Consider the following 15,012-nt stretch of genomic DNA (forward strand, 5'->3'; position numbering starts at 1 on the left):
AATCGATGTGCCACTCGGGTGAGGACCATCAACCACGGCTTTCTTCGTGTAATTCCTTTGCAGCAAGCGGTAACTCACCAGCCGTCGCCACCGCCTCGACGGTATGCGGATCGAGCTCGAACAGCTCACGCAACGCTTCGGCGTAACTGTCGCCGCCGGGTGCCGACGCCAGCTGCTTCACCCGCACCGTGGGGGCGTGCAGCAGCTTGTCCACCACGCGGCGAACGGTCTTGGCGACCTCGTCCCGCTCGGCCCCGGCCAGACTCGGCAGACGGCCGTCCAGCCGCAGCAGCTCGGCCTCCACCACCTCAGCGGCCCGCTGGCGCAGCGCGGTGACCGTCGGGGTGACCTCCGCCATCCGCTCGCCGGTCAGGTATCGGGCGACCTCGTCGTTGACGATCTGACGAGCCGCGCCCGCGTCGTTGGCCGCAGCACGTGCGGTGGGCTCACGCTGGATGCGCTCCATGTCCACCACGACGACACCGGGTAGACCAGCAACCGTCGGGTCGACGTCACGTGGCATACCCAGGTCGCAGAACACGAGTCGGCGGCCGCTGCCCAGGGCGTGGTGCACATCGGCCAGCGAAATCACCGGCCGGACCGCCCCAGTACACGACACCACCACATCGGACTGAGCCAGCGCCTGATCCAGGTGGTCGAGGGTGATCGCCTGCGCGTTCACTCCCGCCTCGCGCGCGGTCGCGGCGAGCCGTTGTGCGCGCTCCGCGCTGCGGTTGACCACCCAAAGGTTGTCGATGCCGGCACGGATCAGCTGCGCGGTCGCCAATGAGCCCATCGAGCCCGCGCCGACAACGGCAGCGGTTCGTCCGGGCAAACCGCCGAGCTTGCTGTCTGCCAGATTGAGGGCCACCGACACCACCGAGGCCCCGGCCGCGTCGATACCGGTCTCTGAATGCACTCGTTTGCCCACACGCAAGGCGCTCTGCGAGAGCTCGTGTAGTACGCGGCCCACCGCTTGATGCGTTTCGGCGGTGGCATACGCGTTACGCACCTGGCCCAATACCTGCTGCTCGCCGATCACCATGGAATCAAGGCCGCTGGCCACCGCGAACAGGTGCTCGACGGCCGCCTCGCTGTACCGGACGTAGGCGTATTTGGTGAGCTCGTTCATGCCCATACCGGCATGCCGGGCAATGGCCTCACCGATAACCGTCAGGCCACCGTGGAAGGCTTCGACCACGGCATATACCTCGACCCGGTTGCAGGTCGAGAGCACCATGACCTCGCTGACGAGGGGGGATTGCAGAATGTGTTCGATGATCTTGGGCTGATCGGACTCGCCAATCGCCAGCTTCTCCAGCACCGGCACAGGCGCGCTACGATGCGAGGCTCCGAACAGCAGGACGCTCACCGCAGGTCACTCCGCTGACATCTCACTGTCCAGCTCCCTTGCTTTGGTGAGGCTCGAACTTCATGCACGGTAGCCCGAAAATGGCCACTGGGCAAAATCCAAACAGCCTGTTATGGGTCACGTTTCAGGTCCGCCCGGAGCCGGGGCTCATCCACTTCCCAATAGCTGTGCTCCTGACCGTCCAGCAGCACCACGGGAAGCCGGTCCCCAAACTCCGCGCGCAACGACGAATCTGTGATCGCGGCCTCATCAACATCGGTGACGACGAGCGGGATCCCGAACTCCTGGGCCAGGGCCGCCAATTCACGCTGCGCTCGTTCGCAGGCAGAGCACCCCGGGCGCGTCAGCAGCGTTAGAGACGTCATATGCCAATTCTGCCACCGGGTCCCCCGAGTTCCCGACACCCTCAGTAGGGTTAAACAGCACTCGGAAACGGCGGACAGGAAGGGCGGTTAAGCCGGTTATGACCAGCCCCCAGATCAACGGCAACCCCCCTGCCGAAGGCTCCGCCGAGGACCAGCTGCTTGCCGAGGCGTTCGCCGAAGACGTCGCACGCGCCGCATCCTTCGCCCAGGCAGACGCCACTGCCGCGGACCTAACTCCGGGCCCTCCGCCCTCCGATCTGACCGCCGCCGCGTTCTTCGATGTCGACAACACGCTGGTGCATGGCTCCTCGTTGGTCCACTTCGGCCGGGGCCTGGCGCAGCGCGACTACTTCCAGTACTCGGACATGCTTCAGTTCGTCTGGGCGCAGGCGAAGTTCCGGCTGACCGGCCGAGAGAACTCCGATGACGTCGCGGCGGGCCGGCAGAAGGCGCTTTCGTTCATCGAGGGTCGCAGCGTCGACGAACTCGTCGCGCTCAGTGAGGACATCTACGACGAGACGATCGCCGACAAGATCTGGCCCGGCACCCGGGCGCTGACCCAGATGCACCTCGATGCCGGTCAACAGGTCTGGCTCGTCACGGCCACACCCAAGGAACTGGCCGAGACCATCGCCCGACGGTTGGGCCTCACCGGGGCGCTGGGTACCGTCGCCGAATCCGTGGACGGGGTGTTCACCGGGCGCCTCGTCGGCGACATCCTGCACGGACCGGGCAAGGCCCGGGCCGTGCGCAACCTGGCCATCCGCAATGGGCTGAATCTCAAGCGCTGTACCGCCTACAGCGACAGCGTCAACGATGTGCCGATGTTGTCGCTGGTGGGCACTGCCGTGGCCATCAATCCCGACGCGGAGCTGCGGGACGTGGCACGACGCCGGGGCTGGGAGGTGCGTGACTTCCGCACGGCGCGCAAGGCCGCCCGCATCGGCGTGCCTTCTGCGGTGCTGCTCGGTGCCGCGGGCGGTGCATTGGCGGCCGCACTGGCCCGACGCGAGAAATGACGATCACCATTACCGCTGCTGATAGGCTCAGCGCCGCTCGGACCGTTCTAGATTCGTACCTGACCTGCAGCGAAATGGGTTAATGCATGGCCATCCGCCAAGACATCATCGGAACGCACTACCGCTACCCCGACTACTTCGAGGTCGGCCGCGAGAAGATGCGCGAATTCGCGGCGGCCATCCAGGACGACTGCGAGGTGAACTCCGGTGTCGTCGCGCCCATCACCTTCCTCGCTGTCGCGGGCCGGCGCGTGCAGCACAAGATCTTCACCGAGATGGATCTGCCCATCAATGTGGCACGAGTGCTGCACCGCGACCAGAAGCTGAAGTTCCACCGCCCTGTCCGCGCAGGCGACCGGCTGTACTTCGACAGCTACCTGGACAGCGTGCTGGAGTCGCACGGCATGGTGACCGCCGAGGTGCGCGCCGAAGTCACTGATGCCGACGGGCAACCGGTGGCGACGAGCATCGTCACCATGATCGGCGAGGCCGAGGGGCACGAAACCGACGCGAACTCCATGGCCGCCAACATCGCCTCACATCGCAAGGGCTAAAACGATTTCCGACTGAGCCGGTATGCGCTCGGGGTAGTTCTGAACCAGCGTCTGCAACTTCGGGTGAATACACTCTGTTCGGCGTAACCGAGCTGTCTGCTGACGTGGTCGAGGCTCAGCTCAGTATCGGAAAGCAACCGCTCGGCGGCTTCACGACGAGTCTGGTCGACCAACTGGGCAAAGGTCGTGCCGTCCGTGCCCAGTCGTCGTTGCAGCGCCTTCGGGTGCAGGCCGAGGTGTAATGCGATGTCCCCCAATCCGATCGCCCCGGTAGGCAGCAGTTGGCGGATGAGAGTCCGAGCCAATTGACTGGAATCCGGTTTGCGGCTGACGAGAGTGCCCGTCAAATAGTCGACGGCGGTCTGGTGCGTCAGATGGTCTTTGGGCAGTGACTTCTGCATATCAGTGACGCGCAGGATGAACCCCCCAGCAGGCTCACGGAAAAACGCGCGGCAGCCAAAGTAGCGCTGATATGTGGATGCCGCCGTAAGGGCCTGATGCGGCAGATGAACGGACACCGGCCGGTAGCTGCCGCCCAGGAAATGGTGCAACACCCGCAGCGTGACCCCCAAGGACAGCTCGATCGCCTGTGCCTGCGGGGGCGCCGGAGTGAGCAGGAATTCAAATTCGAAGCGGCACAGCATCGGATCAGGATGGTCGATGATCCGGGCGCTGATGACCGGACAGTACGCACCCATGAACTTCTCCAGGATGGCGAAGGCATCAGCGACAGTTGCGGCCGTGCGTGCGGCCAAGCCGACCGGCCCCAAGATTTCGATGCCCTGGCGGCGGGCCAGTCGCCGCCCGAAGTCCGCTGCGTTCAGGGCCACCGCGGTGGCCTCGAGAGCACGCAAACTGTTGGGCAACGAGACGAACCGCTCGTACGAGCCGGCATCCGCAGGCGAAACCCCGGCTGCGGCAAGTAGTTTGCTGCCGTCACCGCCGAGCTCGGCCACCAATTGGCGGTAGTTAGTCAGCGCCGAGCCCCGGATCACTGACATGTCCCCAACTGTCAAATATTTGTCTCTCATTGTCAAGACAAGCAGGTAGGGCATGCTGCACGATCAACGTTCGGCCATCAAGATCATCAAATACCCCGAGAGGATGAGCCCGTGAGGCAGTGCATCAGGTGGTTGGTTGTCACGAGCGTCGCCCTATTGGCGGCTACCACCGCCGGGTGCACGAAAGCAGCTGATTCCCAAAAGCTTTCATCAGACGAGGCAAAAGCGATTGCCATAGAGGCCTACACCTACGGCTACCCGCTCGTCACGGTGGAGTTGACGCGGCGCGTGATGACCAACGTGGCGAAGCCCGAGGCCATGCGCGCACCCATGGGACAGCTCGCGCGGCTGCGTGAGTATCCCGACGCAGCCTTCCGTGATGTCACCACCCCGAACGCAGACACCCTGTACACCACCGCTTTTGCCGATGTAAGCAAGGAACCGTACGTCCTGACCCTGCCCGAGGCAAACGGTCGCTACTACCTGTTCCCGATGCTCGACGGGTGGACCGACGTGTTCGAGGTTCCCGGCAAGCGCACGACCGGCACCGCTCCGCAGACCTACGTCATCACTGGCCCCGGGTGGAAAGGCACACTCCCCGAAGGGGTAAAGGAGTACAAGTCCCCCACGTCCATCGTCTGGCTGATCGGCCGCACCTACTGCACAGGTACCCCCGAGGACTACGCGGCCGTTCACACACTGCAGGACGAGACCTCGTTGATCCCGCTCAGTGCGTACGGCAAGCCGTACACCCCGCCCACGAGCACAGTTGACCCGAGCATCGACATGAAAACGCCTGTCCGCGATCAGGTCAACAATCTGAGCACCAAGGCGTACTTTGATCTGCTGGCAACCCTGATGAAGGATAATCCGCCCGCCGAGGCCGATAAGGCGATGGTGGAGAAGATGGCCAAGATCGGCATCGAGGCCGGGAAGCCCTTTGATATCGACAGGCTCGGCGCCGATACTGCGCGCGCGCTGCAGTCAGTGCCCAAGGAAGCGGTCGAAAAGATCCTGGCCCACTTCAAGGAGGCCAGCCAGGACATCAACGGCTGGCAATTCACTACCAAGATGGGTCTCTACGGCACGGATTACCTGCAGCGCGCAGCCGTTACGGCACTCGGGCTGGGGGCCAACCGTCCTCAGGATGCGGTCTACCCGACATCCGGGGCCGACGGCACTGGCCGACCCTACAGCGGTGCCAACAAGTATGTGCTGCGCTTCGCCAAGGATCAGTTACCACCCGCGGAAGGATTCTGGTCGCTGACCATGTACGACGAGGGTTTCTACTTCGTGGCCAACCCGCTCAATCGCTACACACTCAGCGAGCGCAACAACCTCGTCCCCAATCCCGACGGCTCGGTGGATCTCTATCTGCAACATGAGAACCCGGGCCCCGGAAAGGAGTCCAACTGGCTGCCCGCCCCGGCCGACAGGTTCAATCTGGTGCTTCGCATGTACTGGCCCAGGGAAACACCGCCATCCATCATCGACGGCACCTGGAAACCGCCCGCTGTTCAGCGCGTCCCGTGATAGCAAGGAGTCGAACATGAAACCAATTGCCACAAGCCTGTTTACCGCTCTGGCCGCGGCGGCGCTCCTCACGGCCGCGGTCGCGAACGCCGAGCCGGAACGACCGGCCGACTGTACAGCGGCAGATCTGGCGGGCGTCTCGGCGGGCGTCGCCGCGTCCACCTCGACCTACCTGTTCACCCATCCGGAGGTCAACGAGTTCTTCACCGGCCTGCAGGGGCGTCCACACCCCGAGGCGCAGAGCGCGGTGAAGAGTTATATGGATGCCAATCCGGACACGGCAGCAGACCTGCGAGGTATCCGGCAACCGCTCGTCGAGCTGCGAGACCGTTGCCAGCTGCCCGCCGCACCGCAGGTTCAGCCATGAGGCGCGTGGTGGCCGCGACTGCTGCGACCGCTGCACTGGTGAGCCTGTTGACGATGGCGCCGCCGTCAGGTGTCGCCAACGCGGACGTGTGTGCGAGTGCCGGGCGACGGGTTTCGGTGGGCGGGTGCGCCAATATCGCGGACGCGGTGGCACCTTACGTGCCTCCACCTGCGTATTACGCACCGATGCCCGAAGACCCCCCTCCCCCACCTCCGGGGTCGAATGTCAGTGCGTGCGTGCACTACAACGGCCGCTGGGTGAGCGCCGGAGGGTGCAATCCCTAGCGGGTGATGTATTCCACGAGGGCCGGGTGCAGTCGATGCCGGCCGAAATCGGCGGCTGGGTCGGGCCGCCAGAAAATCGGCAGGTCCTTCTCTTCGACTGCCCGATGACACTTGATCAGCAGCTCGTCATTCAGGGGCTCTGCGGCCCGCCGGCGCAGTGCTGATTTGAGCTCGTCGGGCAGTGCCCTCCAGATCGCTTCCGGGTTCAGATCCGTGGTCACACAGCGCCTCTCACTCTTGACCCGGGTGCTGACCAGTACCCGTAAGTCGCCTTTCCCGACCAGAAACTGGGTTGATCACTGCGCAACGCCACTATTGCCGCCCACTTCAGCCAGACTCACCTCAGTGCCGGGGGCCGTCACTGAGTCGCGCAGGATGATCGCCGAAGGCTCCGCCCCGGCTGGGACGTCGAACGCTATGGACGCAACGATGCTCTCGCCAGGACCGAGATCCGCGCCGAGTACGGGTTGCGAGGCCGTCTGGTCTGCGCCGAAGGTTCGATCGCCCGCAACAAGTTGCTGAATCGCGGGCTCGAACCTCTGAGGTGCGTCACCGTCATTGATCACCCGCACACCGACCAGAACGTGGCCGCCCTGTACCGCCTGGGGCAGCTCGGGATCGCCCGCCGCCGGGGACGCCGTCACGTCAGTCACGGCCAGAGCTAACTGACCAGCTCGCCCCCCGCGTCCAGGGCCGCCCCCGTCAGGTACCGCCGAAGCAACTTCGTGAATTGACGCCGATCGAGAGGCATTGAAGTTCCTACCGTCTTCGATCCCCACTAGCGTGGCAACCACGATGAAGGTCGCGATAACGCCTCCGAAGATCATTGGCGCCACAGGAAAATTGCCGCTGCCATGGTGAATGGCGACGACACCATTCGTACCTTCCAGCGAAGGTTGAGTCACAATACTTGTCCTCAATTCAGGGTAGCGGTGTAACAGCTGAGCGCCCCCCTCAATAGATAAGAGGCTAACATCAATAGGGCCTATCGGCACGGCGGCACATTCGTTACAGAAGACCACCAGCTGTTTGCGAGAAACCACCGATAGCCCTTGACGCCAGCCCTAAGCATCTTTGCTGACCTGGTGTTTTAGCTGACCCGCACCGCCGAGACCAGCGACGATGGCAGCATGCGACCCGCGGAGACACTCCGGTGGGCATGCGGTTTGCCGCCGGCTATCCCACGGTATCCGGGCAACCGACGGCCACGAAAAGATCGGCGCTCAGCGCCCGCTCTGTGCCGAAATCGTGGTTAGCCGTACTGGGCGGCGAGCTTGCCGATCACGGCAGTGAACTCGTCCATGGTGGTGTCGAGGATGTCCTTCACGGATTCAACGGCACCGATCCGCCCGGCGACCTGACCGCCGAGCGGTACGAAGGTGTCCATGTTGCCTCCGAAGTAGAGATCCAACGGATTCCCCGTTTCCAGCAGTGACACCAGGTCTTGCCGTTCCATCTCCTCGGTGCGCTCGCTGCGCAACGCACGCAGGCCCGGCTTGGTCAGCCGGTTGAGCAGCACGGTGTCGGTCTCGCGAGCGGCGACGACGGCTGCCTTCCAGTTTCCGTGGATGGGCGATTCGGCAGCCGACATCATCCGGGTGCCCATCTGCACGCCCTCGGCTCCGAGCGCGAACGCGGCAGCCATCGACGCGCCGTCGCAGATACCTCCGGCAGCGATGATGGGGACGTCCACGTGTGAGCGCACCAGCGGTAGCAGCACCATGGTGGATGCGCCCTTGGAGTCCTTGAAGCCACCACCCTCGACGCCTTCCACCACCAACCCATCGACTCCCGCGTCGACGGCCTTGAGTGCCGTCGCCAGCGTGGGGACGACATGAAAGACGGTGAGCCCGTTAGCCTTCAGGATGCGGGTGTATTTGTTCGGGTCACCCGCGCTGGTAGTTACAAAGGTGACGCCCTGATCCACCACGAACTGCGCGATGGACGGATCTCGCACGAAGGCCTGCGCGATGTTCACCCCGAAGGGTTTATCGGTGAGCTCACGCATGACGCGAATCTCGCCCTTGATGGCATCGAGCTCGCCGGAGCTGGTTTCGATGATGCCGAGGCCACCGGCATTGCAGACCGCGCTGGCCAGCTGGGATCGTGCGATCCACCCCATCGGCGCCTGCACGATCGGCCGCTCCACACCCAGCATCTCGGTAACCCGGTTCGTAACCACTCGTCGAACCTACGCCGATCACCCGGTCTCGATGGCAGCAGATCCGCGAGCGCGACTGATCACGCTATCGAGTCAGTGAGACTACGGCTTTCGACGCATCGTCCGGATGGTGCACGCAGAAACGGCGTGTCGGTGGAGAAGAAAAATCGCTCAGCCGAAGAACATGTTGCGCCGGCCGGCAAGCAGCCGGTACAGCGTCTGCTGAATCGTCTCGCGTACCTGGTCGGTGACCTCGAAAGTGACCATCGGGTCGTCGGCGGCCGCATCGTCGTACCCGCCCGTCGAGATGGGCGTGCCGAATTCGATATGCCACTTGGACGGCAGCGGCACTAGGCCTACAGGTCCGGCCGCCGGGAACAGCGGGGTCACCGGGAAGTACGGCAGCCCGAACAGTCGAGCGATCACCTTCAGGTCGGCGATCATCGGATAGATCTCCTCGGACCCGACGATCGAGCACGGGATGATTGGCGCTCCGGTCCGAATGGCGGCCGCGACAAATCCCCCGCGACCGAACCGCTGCAGCTTGTAGCGATCCTTGAACGGCTTGCCCAGGCCCTTGTAGCCCTCGGGGAACACGGCAGTCAGCTCGCCCGCAGACAGTAGCCGGTGCGCATCGGCAGTACAGGCCAGCGTATGACCGGCTTTTCGCGCCAACTGTCCCAGGAACGGCGCGTCGAACACCATGTCGGCGGCCAGATTGCGCAGGGTCCGGTTGCCCGGGCAGCGGTCGTGCACGGCCACCGACAGCATCAAACCGTCGAGCGGCAGCACACCTGCATGGTTAGCCACAACCAGGGCTCCACCGGTCGCCGGAATGTTCTCGACGCCGGTCACGTCCACCCTGAACCATCGGTTGAACAATGGCCTCAGCAAAGGAAGTAAAAGCGATTCGTTGAGATGCTCGTCGAACCCGAAATCGTCAACGCTGTAGTCGCCGCCCACGCGGCGGCGAATGAACTCAGCGACGGCGGCAATGTTGGCCGCGAGCGCGGTCAGCGACTCCTCGTCGCCCACGTGTGCGTTGCCCTGTGCCGCACGAATTTCGTTGAGATCATGGATCACCGCGGCGGTATCCGCGGAATCTCCGGCCGGCGCACTGCCGGCCAACGATGACGGGTGCCGTCTTCCGGCGTCGGCACGCGCCTCGGCCCGGCGAGCGCGTGCAGCATGGCGCTCCGAATTAGCCTGCAGTTGAATGACTTTGGCCTTTGTCTCCCCGGCCATGCTTTTCACCTCCACCCTATTTCTACGAACTGATCTTCTGCGCGAGAGCCACCGCGCGATCTCCCAGTGAGCGTACCCACTCTGGCTCGATAACTGGAGTGATCCCGCGGCCCCGAACATAATCTCCAAAGGCCCCAATGGTCGTCCACTTGGGCTGGTACCCGAGCTCCGTCTTCATGCGGGTGTTGTCGATCGCACGCCCATATGCCAACCAGTCACGCTGTTCGGAACTCAGTTCGGTGTATCTGGTGCCCTTGGTGAACGACGCGATCGCCGCTACCGCAAACGACGGCACGGGGATGCCGAGCTGGCCGGAACGCCGGACCGCCTGCGACATCATCATCATGCCGTCGGCGGCAATATTGAACGTGCCCGCCTTACCTGCCATGGTGGCGCGCTCGAGGGCGCCCAGCGCATCCTGCTCATGCAACAGCTGCAGGCGGGCGTCACGTCCGAGCATGGTCGGAACCACGGGTCCGGCCAGATAGCGAGCCAGGGCGGTATCCATGCCGGGGCCAATCAGGTTGGCCAACCGCAGAATCGTCACCGCGACATCGGGCCGACGACGGCCCAGCCCGCGGGCATAGCTCTCGATATCGATGCTGTCCCGCGCGAACCCGTCGGACGGCGGACGACGCGCACCCATCTCTTCGGTGAACATCACCGGATCGCGGCCGCTTGACCCATACACCTGTGCGGTGGATTTGACGACGACGCGCTGCACGGTGGGCGCCTTCTGGCAGGCCGCGAACAGCTGCATCGCGCCCATCACGTTCAGTTCCTTGAGCGCGGCGCGCCCACCCGAGCGCGGCGAGTACGAGGCCGAGGCGGTGTGCACCACCGTATCGACCTCACCGTTGCGGATGACCTTCGCGATGAACGGATTGCGAATGTCGGCCCGCACGAACTCGGCCCGACCCATCCTGCGCAGCAGGTCTTTACTCGGAGCGACGGCGTCCACCGCGATGACGCGGTTGATCATCGGGTTCTGCACCAGGCGCGCGGCCAGGTAACCCCCGAGGAATCGGCTGGCTCCGGTGACCAGCACCACCCGCGGGTAGTGCAGATTGGTCTCACCGGCGCTCACGGACGAAGCCTATCCATCACAGCATCAGTGGGCATCCTGAGCGGATGCCCACTAACGCAAGGTTTACTTACCGAGTTTTCTGCGCTGAACCCGGGTGCGGCGAAGCAGCTTGCGGTGCTTCTTCTTGGACATACGCTTACGCCGCTTCTTGATGACTGAACCCATGAACTCCTGCTAACTACATTGAAATCGTCTTTACCGTGGGCGGTGCACAGCGGCTTATGCCAGCCGTACACAAGCGCCCTAACCCCTCAAGGCTTAAAACCAGGGTGCCGCACGACTCTACCCGTTCCGGACCCCCGTCAGGAAACCGGCCGAATCGCGAAGTGCGGTCCGGTCGGTTCCTACTCGCCTATCGACTATCCAGCGTCGAAGTACGAAGCCTGCAGCAGATCGTTGACGGCCTTGGCGTGCACACGGAACGACCGGCCGACCCGCACCGCGGGCAGCTCTCCGTTGTGCACCAGTCGGTAAACAGTCATCTTGCTGACGCGCATCAACGCGGCGACCTCGGCGACTGTAAGGAACTGAGCCTTTCCAGATTGGCCAGTAGCCGCCGCATCCCGGCCCGGCTTTGCGCCGGCCCCGTCGCGCGCGGATGGCCCGTTCATTGACGTCATCGCATACCCATTTCCCTCGGCACATGTCGTGCCGCCGATCTTCCCCATCGGCGGTACGGACACGCACGTGCTAGAAGGAGAATAGCGGGACCAGTGGGGTTACTGATACCCGTGTGGGCTAATTGATCAAGATTTGGTTAAATTACTCTGATGTGATTCCGAGCTGCTCGGAACGGGTTTTTGCGGCTTCGACGGCCGCGTAGACGCTTGCCCGCAAACCTCCGCGTTCCAATTCACGCAGCGCAGCGGCGGTAGTACCACCCGGCGAGGTAATCGTCGCGCGAAGCTCGGCAGCAGTCGTATCGACCTCGGTGCGGGTCTGCAATCCCGGGGCACGATTTTCGTCGGTTTCCGCCCGCTCGAGGAGCATTGCAGCGGATCCGGCCATGGTTTGGATGACCAGATCGGTTGCGACGGGCCTCGTGAGACCCGAAGCGACCCCCGCGTCGACAAGCGCCTCGACAAGCAGGAAGAAGTAGGCCGGGCCCGATCCGGACAGCGCGGTGACGGTATCCATCTGCGATTCGGCCACCTTGATGACGCTGCCCACCGACTCCAGCAGCTCGGCGACGGCGCTCAGCTGCTCGTCGGTCGCAAACCGGCCCTTGGCGATGGCGCTGACGCCGGCGCCGACGAGCATCGGAGCGTTCGGCATCACACGTACCACCGGCGCCCCCGCGGCCAGTTTCGACTCGAAGAAGCCCGCGGACACTCCCGCGGCCACCGACACCAGCACCTGCTCGGTTTCCCGCTCACTACCCTCTGCATCCAGTTTCGCCAGCGCGGCGGCGATCTCGCTGGTCGCGCTCTCGACATCGGAGGGCTTGACCGCCACCACGATGAAGTCGGCGCCCTCGACGGCGTCGGCCACCTCGCTGATCCGGATGGAGTACGCCTCGGCCAGGGCCTTCGCCCGAGCGGGGACCTTCTCGGAAACAACGATGTCCCTGGCCTGCCGCCCGGCCCGCAGCAGCCCGGAGATCAGTGCTTCGCCGATATTGCCGCCACCGATAATTGCGATTCTGGACATGACGAACAGCATGGCAGACCAGCTAGCGCCCCCGGAAACGGCTTTCCGGGGGCGTGCGACGCACCTGTGCACGCAGATATGCACACTCGCCCGGGTTTGTGACTATTCGCAGACCTCGCACCAGGTGGTAGCGCACAGCGGGTTATCCGGACTACAAGTTACATATGTCACAACCGCAGCGTCACGTAGAGACGGGCCCCGTTTCCACACCTGAATCCTTCGGCTTCGGCCTGCCCGACGGGGTGTACGGGTGGGCACGACCCGACTTCGAACGGGTGATCCGGAAGTTCGCGTCGATGTATGTCGGCCATCCCGGTGGCGGCGCGCTCTGTGCCTATGTCGACGGCGAGCCGGTACTCGATATTTGGGCCGGTGAGGCGCGGCCTGGCCTGTCGTGGACACACGACACCGCCCCGATCGTCTATTCGGCGTCCAAGGGCGTGACCGCCACGGTGATCCATCGCCTGGCCGACCGGGGACTGCTGAGTTATGACGCTCCGGTCGCCCGCTACTGGCCGCAGTTTGCCGCCAATGGCAAGGAAGCCGTCACGGTCCGGGATGTCCTGGCGCACAAGTCGGGTCTGGCGGCGCTGGGAGCGATCGCCGCCACGCCCGAAGAGCTTCTCGACCACGAACTCATGGAGCAGCGCCTCGCCGCCATACCCGTCGGGCGCTACTACGGGAAGGCCGCCTATCACGCGATGAGTTACGGCTGGCTACTGGCCGGGCTCGCGCGAGCGATCACCGGCAAGGACATGCGCGCGCTGTATCGCACCGAGATTGCGGAGGTCCTCGGGGTCGACGGCATTCACCTGGGCCGCCCGCCCGCCGATTCACCGACGGTCCCCGCAGGTATCTACAAGCAACTCGACAAGGCCGTGAGGATGCCGTTTCTTTCACGCGGCCTGTCCATCGGGTCGCGCATCGTCGACTTCATTCCTGGTGCACGGGGGGCCACCGGAGCGATCCACGTGCCCGGGGCCGAGCGCATCGTCGCCGACGACGGGCACGCCAGCGCACCGCTCTACGACACCCAGATGGGCGCAGGCAACGCCATCTGCACCGCCCCGGCACTGGCCAAGCTCTACGGCGCACTGAGCAATCAGGGAAGCGTGGACGGCCGACAGCTGCTCTCGGCGGAGAAGACCGCCGAACTCGCCCACGGCCGCGGGAGCAGGCCCCTTCCCGTCACCCGCGATATCTGGGAGCTCGGCTACCACTGCATCCCCGCACCGGTTTTGGTGGGCGGTTTCGGGCATATGGGCGCGGGCGGTTCCACGGGCTGGGCAGACCCGAAGCGCCACATTGCCATGGGGCTAGCTCACAACCATCTGATCCTGCCTAACCCGCTGCACAACGTGGCCTTCCCCCGGCTGTGGGCGGCCACCGTGCGGAGTGCGCGCTAGCCCGTGGCCGGCCGCCCTCGGCCGGAGCGGTTAGGCAGGGACGCAGACGATGACCGGGATGTCCCGGTCGGTGTTCTTCTGGTAGCCCGCGTAACCCGGGTTGGCCTTGACGATCGCTGGCCACAGCGCGGCCTTCTCCTCGGCGGAGGCGGTATGCGCCGTGAAGGGGCGTGCGACACCGTCCACGGCGATCTCGACAGCTGGATTCTTGACGAGGTTCTTGTACCAGGCCGGGTTGTCCGTGCCCCCACCATAGGAGGCCACCAGCACCACCTTGCCGGGTTCGTAGATCGGTGCGGTCAGTAGTGTGCCGCGGCGCTGCCCGGTCTTGCTACCGATGGTGTACAGCTCCACCGCCTGCATACCCAGCACCTTCTTGGGGTACCGGCCGCCGGTGAGCGCGAGCAGCGCCCGGTGTCCGTTCTCCAGAAACCAGGCGCCGGCCCGGATCGCCCAATCGGGTTGCTTGCTCACAGAAATCTCCTTAAACCGGTTCGCAGATGACGACGGGAATGTCCCGGGTGGTGCTGCGCTGATACCCCGCGTACGGGTTGCCGAATCCCCGGGTGATATCAGGCCAGAGCTCTGCCTTCTCCTCTTCCGAGGCGGTGCGCGCGGTGTACGGCTTGGTCTTTCCGCGCACGGTGATCTCGACATTCGGGTTGGCGACGAGATTCAGGTACCAGGCCGGGTGATGCGAAGCCCCTCCGAGCGAAGCGATCACGACAATCCGCTCTGGTGTGAAGATGGGCGAGCTCAGTAGGGAGGACCGGCGTTCACCGGACTTGCGCCCGATGGTGTGCAGCTCCAGCGTCGGCATGAACCCGAGCTTGTGCGGCCAGCGGCCGCCGGTCAGCTTCAACAAGGCGCGGTGCCCGTTCTCGAGCACCCACGCGCCTCCCTCGGCGGCCCAGTCAGGCGTCTTCTGCTTGTCACCCATGGTCGGACACCCTCCAGTCGAGTAGCCC

The 15,012-nt window shown here is 64.4% G+C and carries 19 protein-coding genes; 6 read left to right on the plus strand and 13 right to left on the minus strand.

Features of this window, described 5'->3' with window-relative positions; translation table 11 throughout:
- Window positions 1–28 precede the first annotated feature (28 nt).
- Together AC5Y5C_RS13985 and AC5Y5C_RS13990 are read right to left on the minus strand one after the other, a co-directional pair.
- Window positions 29–1,372 carry a glutamyl-tRNA reductase gene (locus AC5Y5C_RS13985; RefSeq protein WP_499972968.1) on the minus strand — a complete coding sequence of 448 codons (1,344 nt, stop codon included), beginning with the start codon at window positions 1,370–1,372 and terminating at the stop codon, window positions 29–31.
- Window positions 1,373–1,482: 110 nt separating this feature from the next.
- Window positions 1,483–1,737, minus strand: a complete 255-nt coding sequence (locus AC5Y5C_RS13990) for a glutaredoxin family protein (RefSeq protein ID WP_499972970.1) — start codon at window positions 1,735–1,737, stop codon at window positions 1,483–1,485.
- A 98-nt stretch (window positions 1,738–1,835) separates the two neighbouring features.
- On the opposite strand from AC5Y5C_RS13990, the gene AC5Y5C_RS13995 reads away from it, so the two are divergent.
- Together AC5Y5C_RS13995 and AC5Y5C_RS14000 are read left to right on the plus strand one after the other, a co-directional pair.
- Window positions 1,836–2,756, plus strand: a complete 921-nt coding sequence (locus AC5Y5C_RS13995) for an HAD family hydrolase (protein WP_499972975.1) — start codon at window positions 1,836–1,838, stop codon at window positions 2,754–2,756.
- A gap of 86 nt (window positions 2,757–2,842) precedes the next feature.
- Complete coding sequence (locus AC5Y5C_RS14000; RefSeq protein WP_499972978.1) at window positions 2,843–3,310, plus strand: FAS1-like dehydratase domain-containing protein; 468 nt, start codon at window positions 2,843–2,845, stop codon at window positions 3,308–3,310.
- Here AC5Y5C_RS14000 and AC5Y5C_RS14005 read toward each other — a convergent pair.
- Window positions 3,307–4,311: an AraC family transcriptional regulator gene (locus AC5Y5C_RS14005; RefSeq protein ID WP_499972981.1), complete on the minus strand. Its 1,005-nt coding sequence runs from the start codon at window positions 4,309–4,311 to the stop codon at window positions 3,307–3,309. The two genes, AC5Y5C_RS14000 and AC5Y5C_RS14005, sit on opposite strands and share 4 nt — an antisense overlap.
- Before the next feature lie 111 nt (window positions 4,312–4,422).
- On the opposite strand from AC5Y5C_RS14005, the gene AC5Y5C_RS14010 reads away from it, so the two are divergent.
- From AC5Y5C_RS14010 to AC5Y5C_RS14020, 3 genes are read left to right on the plus strand one after another with little or no spacing between them, the layout of a single operon-like run.
- The gene (locus tag AC5Y5C_RS14010) at window positions 4,423–5,844 is read left to right on the plus strand and encodes a DUF1254 domain-containing protein (RefSeq protein ID WP_499972985.1); all 1,422 of its coding nucleotides are present in this window, start codon (window positions 4,423–4,425) and stop codon (window positions 5,842–5,844) included.
- Between the two features lie 16 nt (window positions 5,845–5,860).
- Entirely contained in the window at window positions 5,861–6,211 is a 351-nt protein-coding gene (locus AC5Y5C_RS14015; protein ID WP_499972989.1) for a heme-binding protein, read from the plus strand.
- Complete coding sequence (locus AC5Y5C_RS14020) at window positions 6,208–6,495, plus strand: hypothetical protein (protein WP_499972991.1); 288 nt, start codon at window positions 6,208–6,210, stop codon at window positions 6,493–6,495. Before AC5Y5C_RS14015 ends, AC5Y5C_RS14020 begins: the two co-directional genes overlap by 4 nt.
- Here the strand turns inward: AC5Y5C_RS14020 and AC5Y5C_RS14025 are convergent.
- From AC5Y5C_RS14025 to proC, 8 genes are all read right to left on the minus strand, one after another.
- Window positions 6,492–6,716, minus strand: coding sequence for a hypothetical protein (locus tag AC5Y5C_RS14025; RefSeq protein WP_499972994.1), 225 nt, complete (start codon window positions 6,714–6,716; stop codon window positions 6,492–6,494). The two genes, AC5Y5C_RS14020 and AC5Y5C_RS14025, sit on opposite strands and share 4 nt — an antisense overlap.
- A gap of 75 nt (window positions 6,717–6,791) precedes the next feature.
- Entirely contained in the window at window positions 6,792–7,322 is a 531-nt protein-coding gene (locus AC5Y5C_RS14030) for a DUF4352 domain-containing protein (RefSeq protein WP_499973253.1), read from the minus strand.
- A 425-nt stretch (window positions 7,323–7,747) separates the two neighbouring features.
- On the minus strand, window positions 7,748–8,677 hold the full coding sequence (locus AC5Y5C_RS14035) for an NAD(P)H-dependent flavin oxidoreductase (protein ID WP_499972997.1): 930 nt from the start codon (window positions 8,675–8,677) through the stop codon (window positions 7,748–7,750).
- A gap of 150 nt (window positions 8,678–8,827) precedes the next feature.
- A complete protein-coding gene (locus AC5Y5C_RS14040; protein WP_499972999.1) occupies window positions 8,828–9,901 on the minus strand; it encodes a lysophospholipid acyltransferase family protein in 1,074 nt (357 codons plus the stop codon).
- A gap of 22 nt (window positions 9,902–9,923) precedes the next feature.
- On the minus strand, window positions 9,924–10,988 hold the full coding sequence (locus AC5Y5C_RS14045; RefSeq protein WP_499973000.1) for an SDR family oxidoreductase: 1,065 nt from the start codon (window positions 10,986–10,988) through the stop codon (window positions 9,924–9,926).
- 63 nt (window positions 10,989–11,051) lie between these two features.
- Window positions 11,052–11,153 (minus strand): 30S ribosomal protein bS22, encoded by a 102-nt coding sequence (locus AC5Y5C_RS14050; protein WP_003402602.1) that lies wholly within the window; start codon window positions 11,151–11,153, stop codon window positions 11,052–11,054.
- 194 nt (window positions 11,154–11,347) lie between these two features.
- Entirely contained in the window at window positions 11,348–11,608 is a 261-nt protein-coding gene (locus AC5Y5C_RS14055) for a helix-turn-helix domain-containing protein (protein WP_078294123.1), read from the minus strand.
- A 142-nt stretch (window positions 11,609–11,750) separates the two neighbouring features.
- Window positions 11,751–12,638 (minus strand): pyrroline-5-carboxylate reductase, encoded by an 888-nt coding sequence (gene proC, locus AC5Y5C_RS14060; RefSeq protein ID WP_499973002.1) that lies wholly within the window; start codon window positions 12,636–12,638, stop codon window positions 11,751–11,753.
- 164 nt (window positions 12,639–12,802) lie between these two features.
- On the opposite strand from proC, the gene AC5Y5C_RS14065 reads away from it, so the two are divergent.
- Window positions 12,803–14,044: a serine hydrolase domain-containing protein gene (locus tag AC5Y5C_RS14065; protein ID WP_499973003.1), complete on the plus strand. Its 1,242-nt coding sequence runs from the start codon at window positions 12,803–12,805 to the stop codon at window positions 14,042–14,044.
- A 30-nt stretch (window positions 14,045–14,074) separates the two neighbouring features.
- On the opposite strand, the gene AC5Y5C_RS14070 is transcribed toward AC5Y5C_RS14065, so the two are convergent.
- Both AC5Y5C_RS14070 and AC5Y5C_RS14075 read right to left on the minus strand, forming a co-directional pair.
- Complete coding sequence (locus AC5Y5C_RS14070; RefSeq protein WP_499973005.1) at window positions 14,075–14,518, minus strand: nitroreductase/quinone reductase family protein; 444 nt, start codon at window positions 14,516–14,518, stop codon at window positions 14,075–14,077.
- 10 nt (window positions 14,519–14,528) lie between these two features.
- On the minus strand, window positions 14,529–14,984 hold the full coding sequence (locus tag AC5Y5C_RS14075; protein ID WP_499973008.1) for a nitroreductase/quinone reductase family protein: 456 nt from the start codon (window positions 14,982–14,984) through the stop codon (window positions 14,529–14,531).
- Window positions 14,985–15,012 lie beyond the last annotated feature (28 nt).

The sequence above is a fragment of the Mycobacterium sp. NGS15 genome, assembly GCF_059813245.1.

Coding starts and splice junctions, on each gene's coding strand:
- AC5Y5C_RS14030 (WP_499973253.1), bottom strand. CDS start 7,322: ATGATCTTCGGAGGCGTTATCGCGACCTTCATCGTGGTTGCCACGCTA.
- AC5Y5C_RS14020 (WP_499972991.1), top strand. CDS start 6,208: ATGAGGCGCGTGGTGGCCGCGACTGCTGCGACCGCTGCACTGGTGAGC.
- AC5Y5C_RS14065 (WP_499973003.1), top strand. CDS start 12,803: ATGTCACAACCGCAGCGTCACGTAGAGACGGGCCCCGTTTCCACACCT.
- AC5Y5C_RS13995 (WP_499972975.1), top strand. CDS start 1,836: ATGACCAGCCCCCAGATCAACGGCAACCCCCCTGCCGAAGGCTCCGCC.
- AC5Y5C_RS14055 (WP_078294123.1), bottom strand. CDS start 11,608: ATGACGTCAATGAACGGGCCATCCGCGCGCGACGGGGCCGGCGCAAAG.
- AC5Y5C_RS13990 (WP_499972970.1), bottom strand. CDS start 1,737: ATGACGTCTCTAACGCTGCTGACGCGCCCGGGGTGCTCTGCCTGCGAA.
- AC5Y5C_RS14005 (WP_499972981.1), bottom strand. CDS start 4,311: ATGTCAGTGATCCGGGGCTCGGCGCTGACTAACTACCGCCAATTGGTG.
- proC (WP_499973002.1), bottom strand. CDS start 12,638: ATGTCCAGAATCGCAATTATCGGTGGCGGCAATATCGGCGAAGCACTG.
- AC5Y5C_RS14000 (WP_499972978.1), top strand. CDS start 2,843: ATGGCCATCCGCCAAGACATCATCGGAACGCACTACCGCTACCCCGAC.
- AC5Y5C_RS14040 (WP_499972999.1), bottom strand. CDS start 9,901: ATGGCCGGGGAGACAAAGGCCAAAGTCATTCAACTGCAGGCTAATTCG.
- AC5Y5C_RS14015 (WP_499972989.1), top strand. CDS start 5,861: ATGAAACCAATTGCCACAAGCCTGTTTACCGCTCTGGCCGCGGCGGCG.
- AC5Y5C_RS14075 (WP_499973008.1), bottom strand. CDS start 14,984: ATGGGTGACAAGCAGAAGACGCCTGACTGGGCCGCCGAGGGAGGCGCG.
- AC5Y5C_RS14050 (WP_003402602.1), bottom strand. CDS start 11,153: ATGGGTTCAGTCATCAAGAAGCGGCGTAAGCGTATGTCCAAGAAGAAG.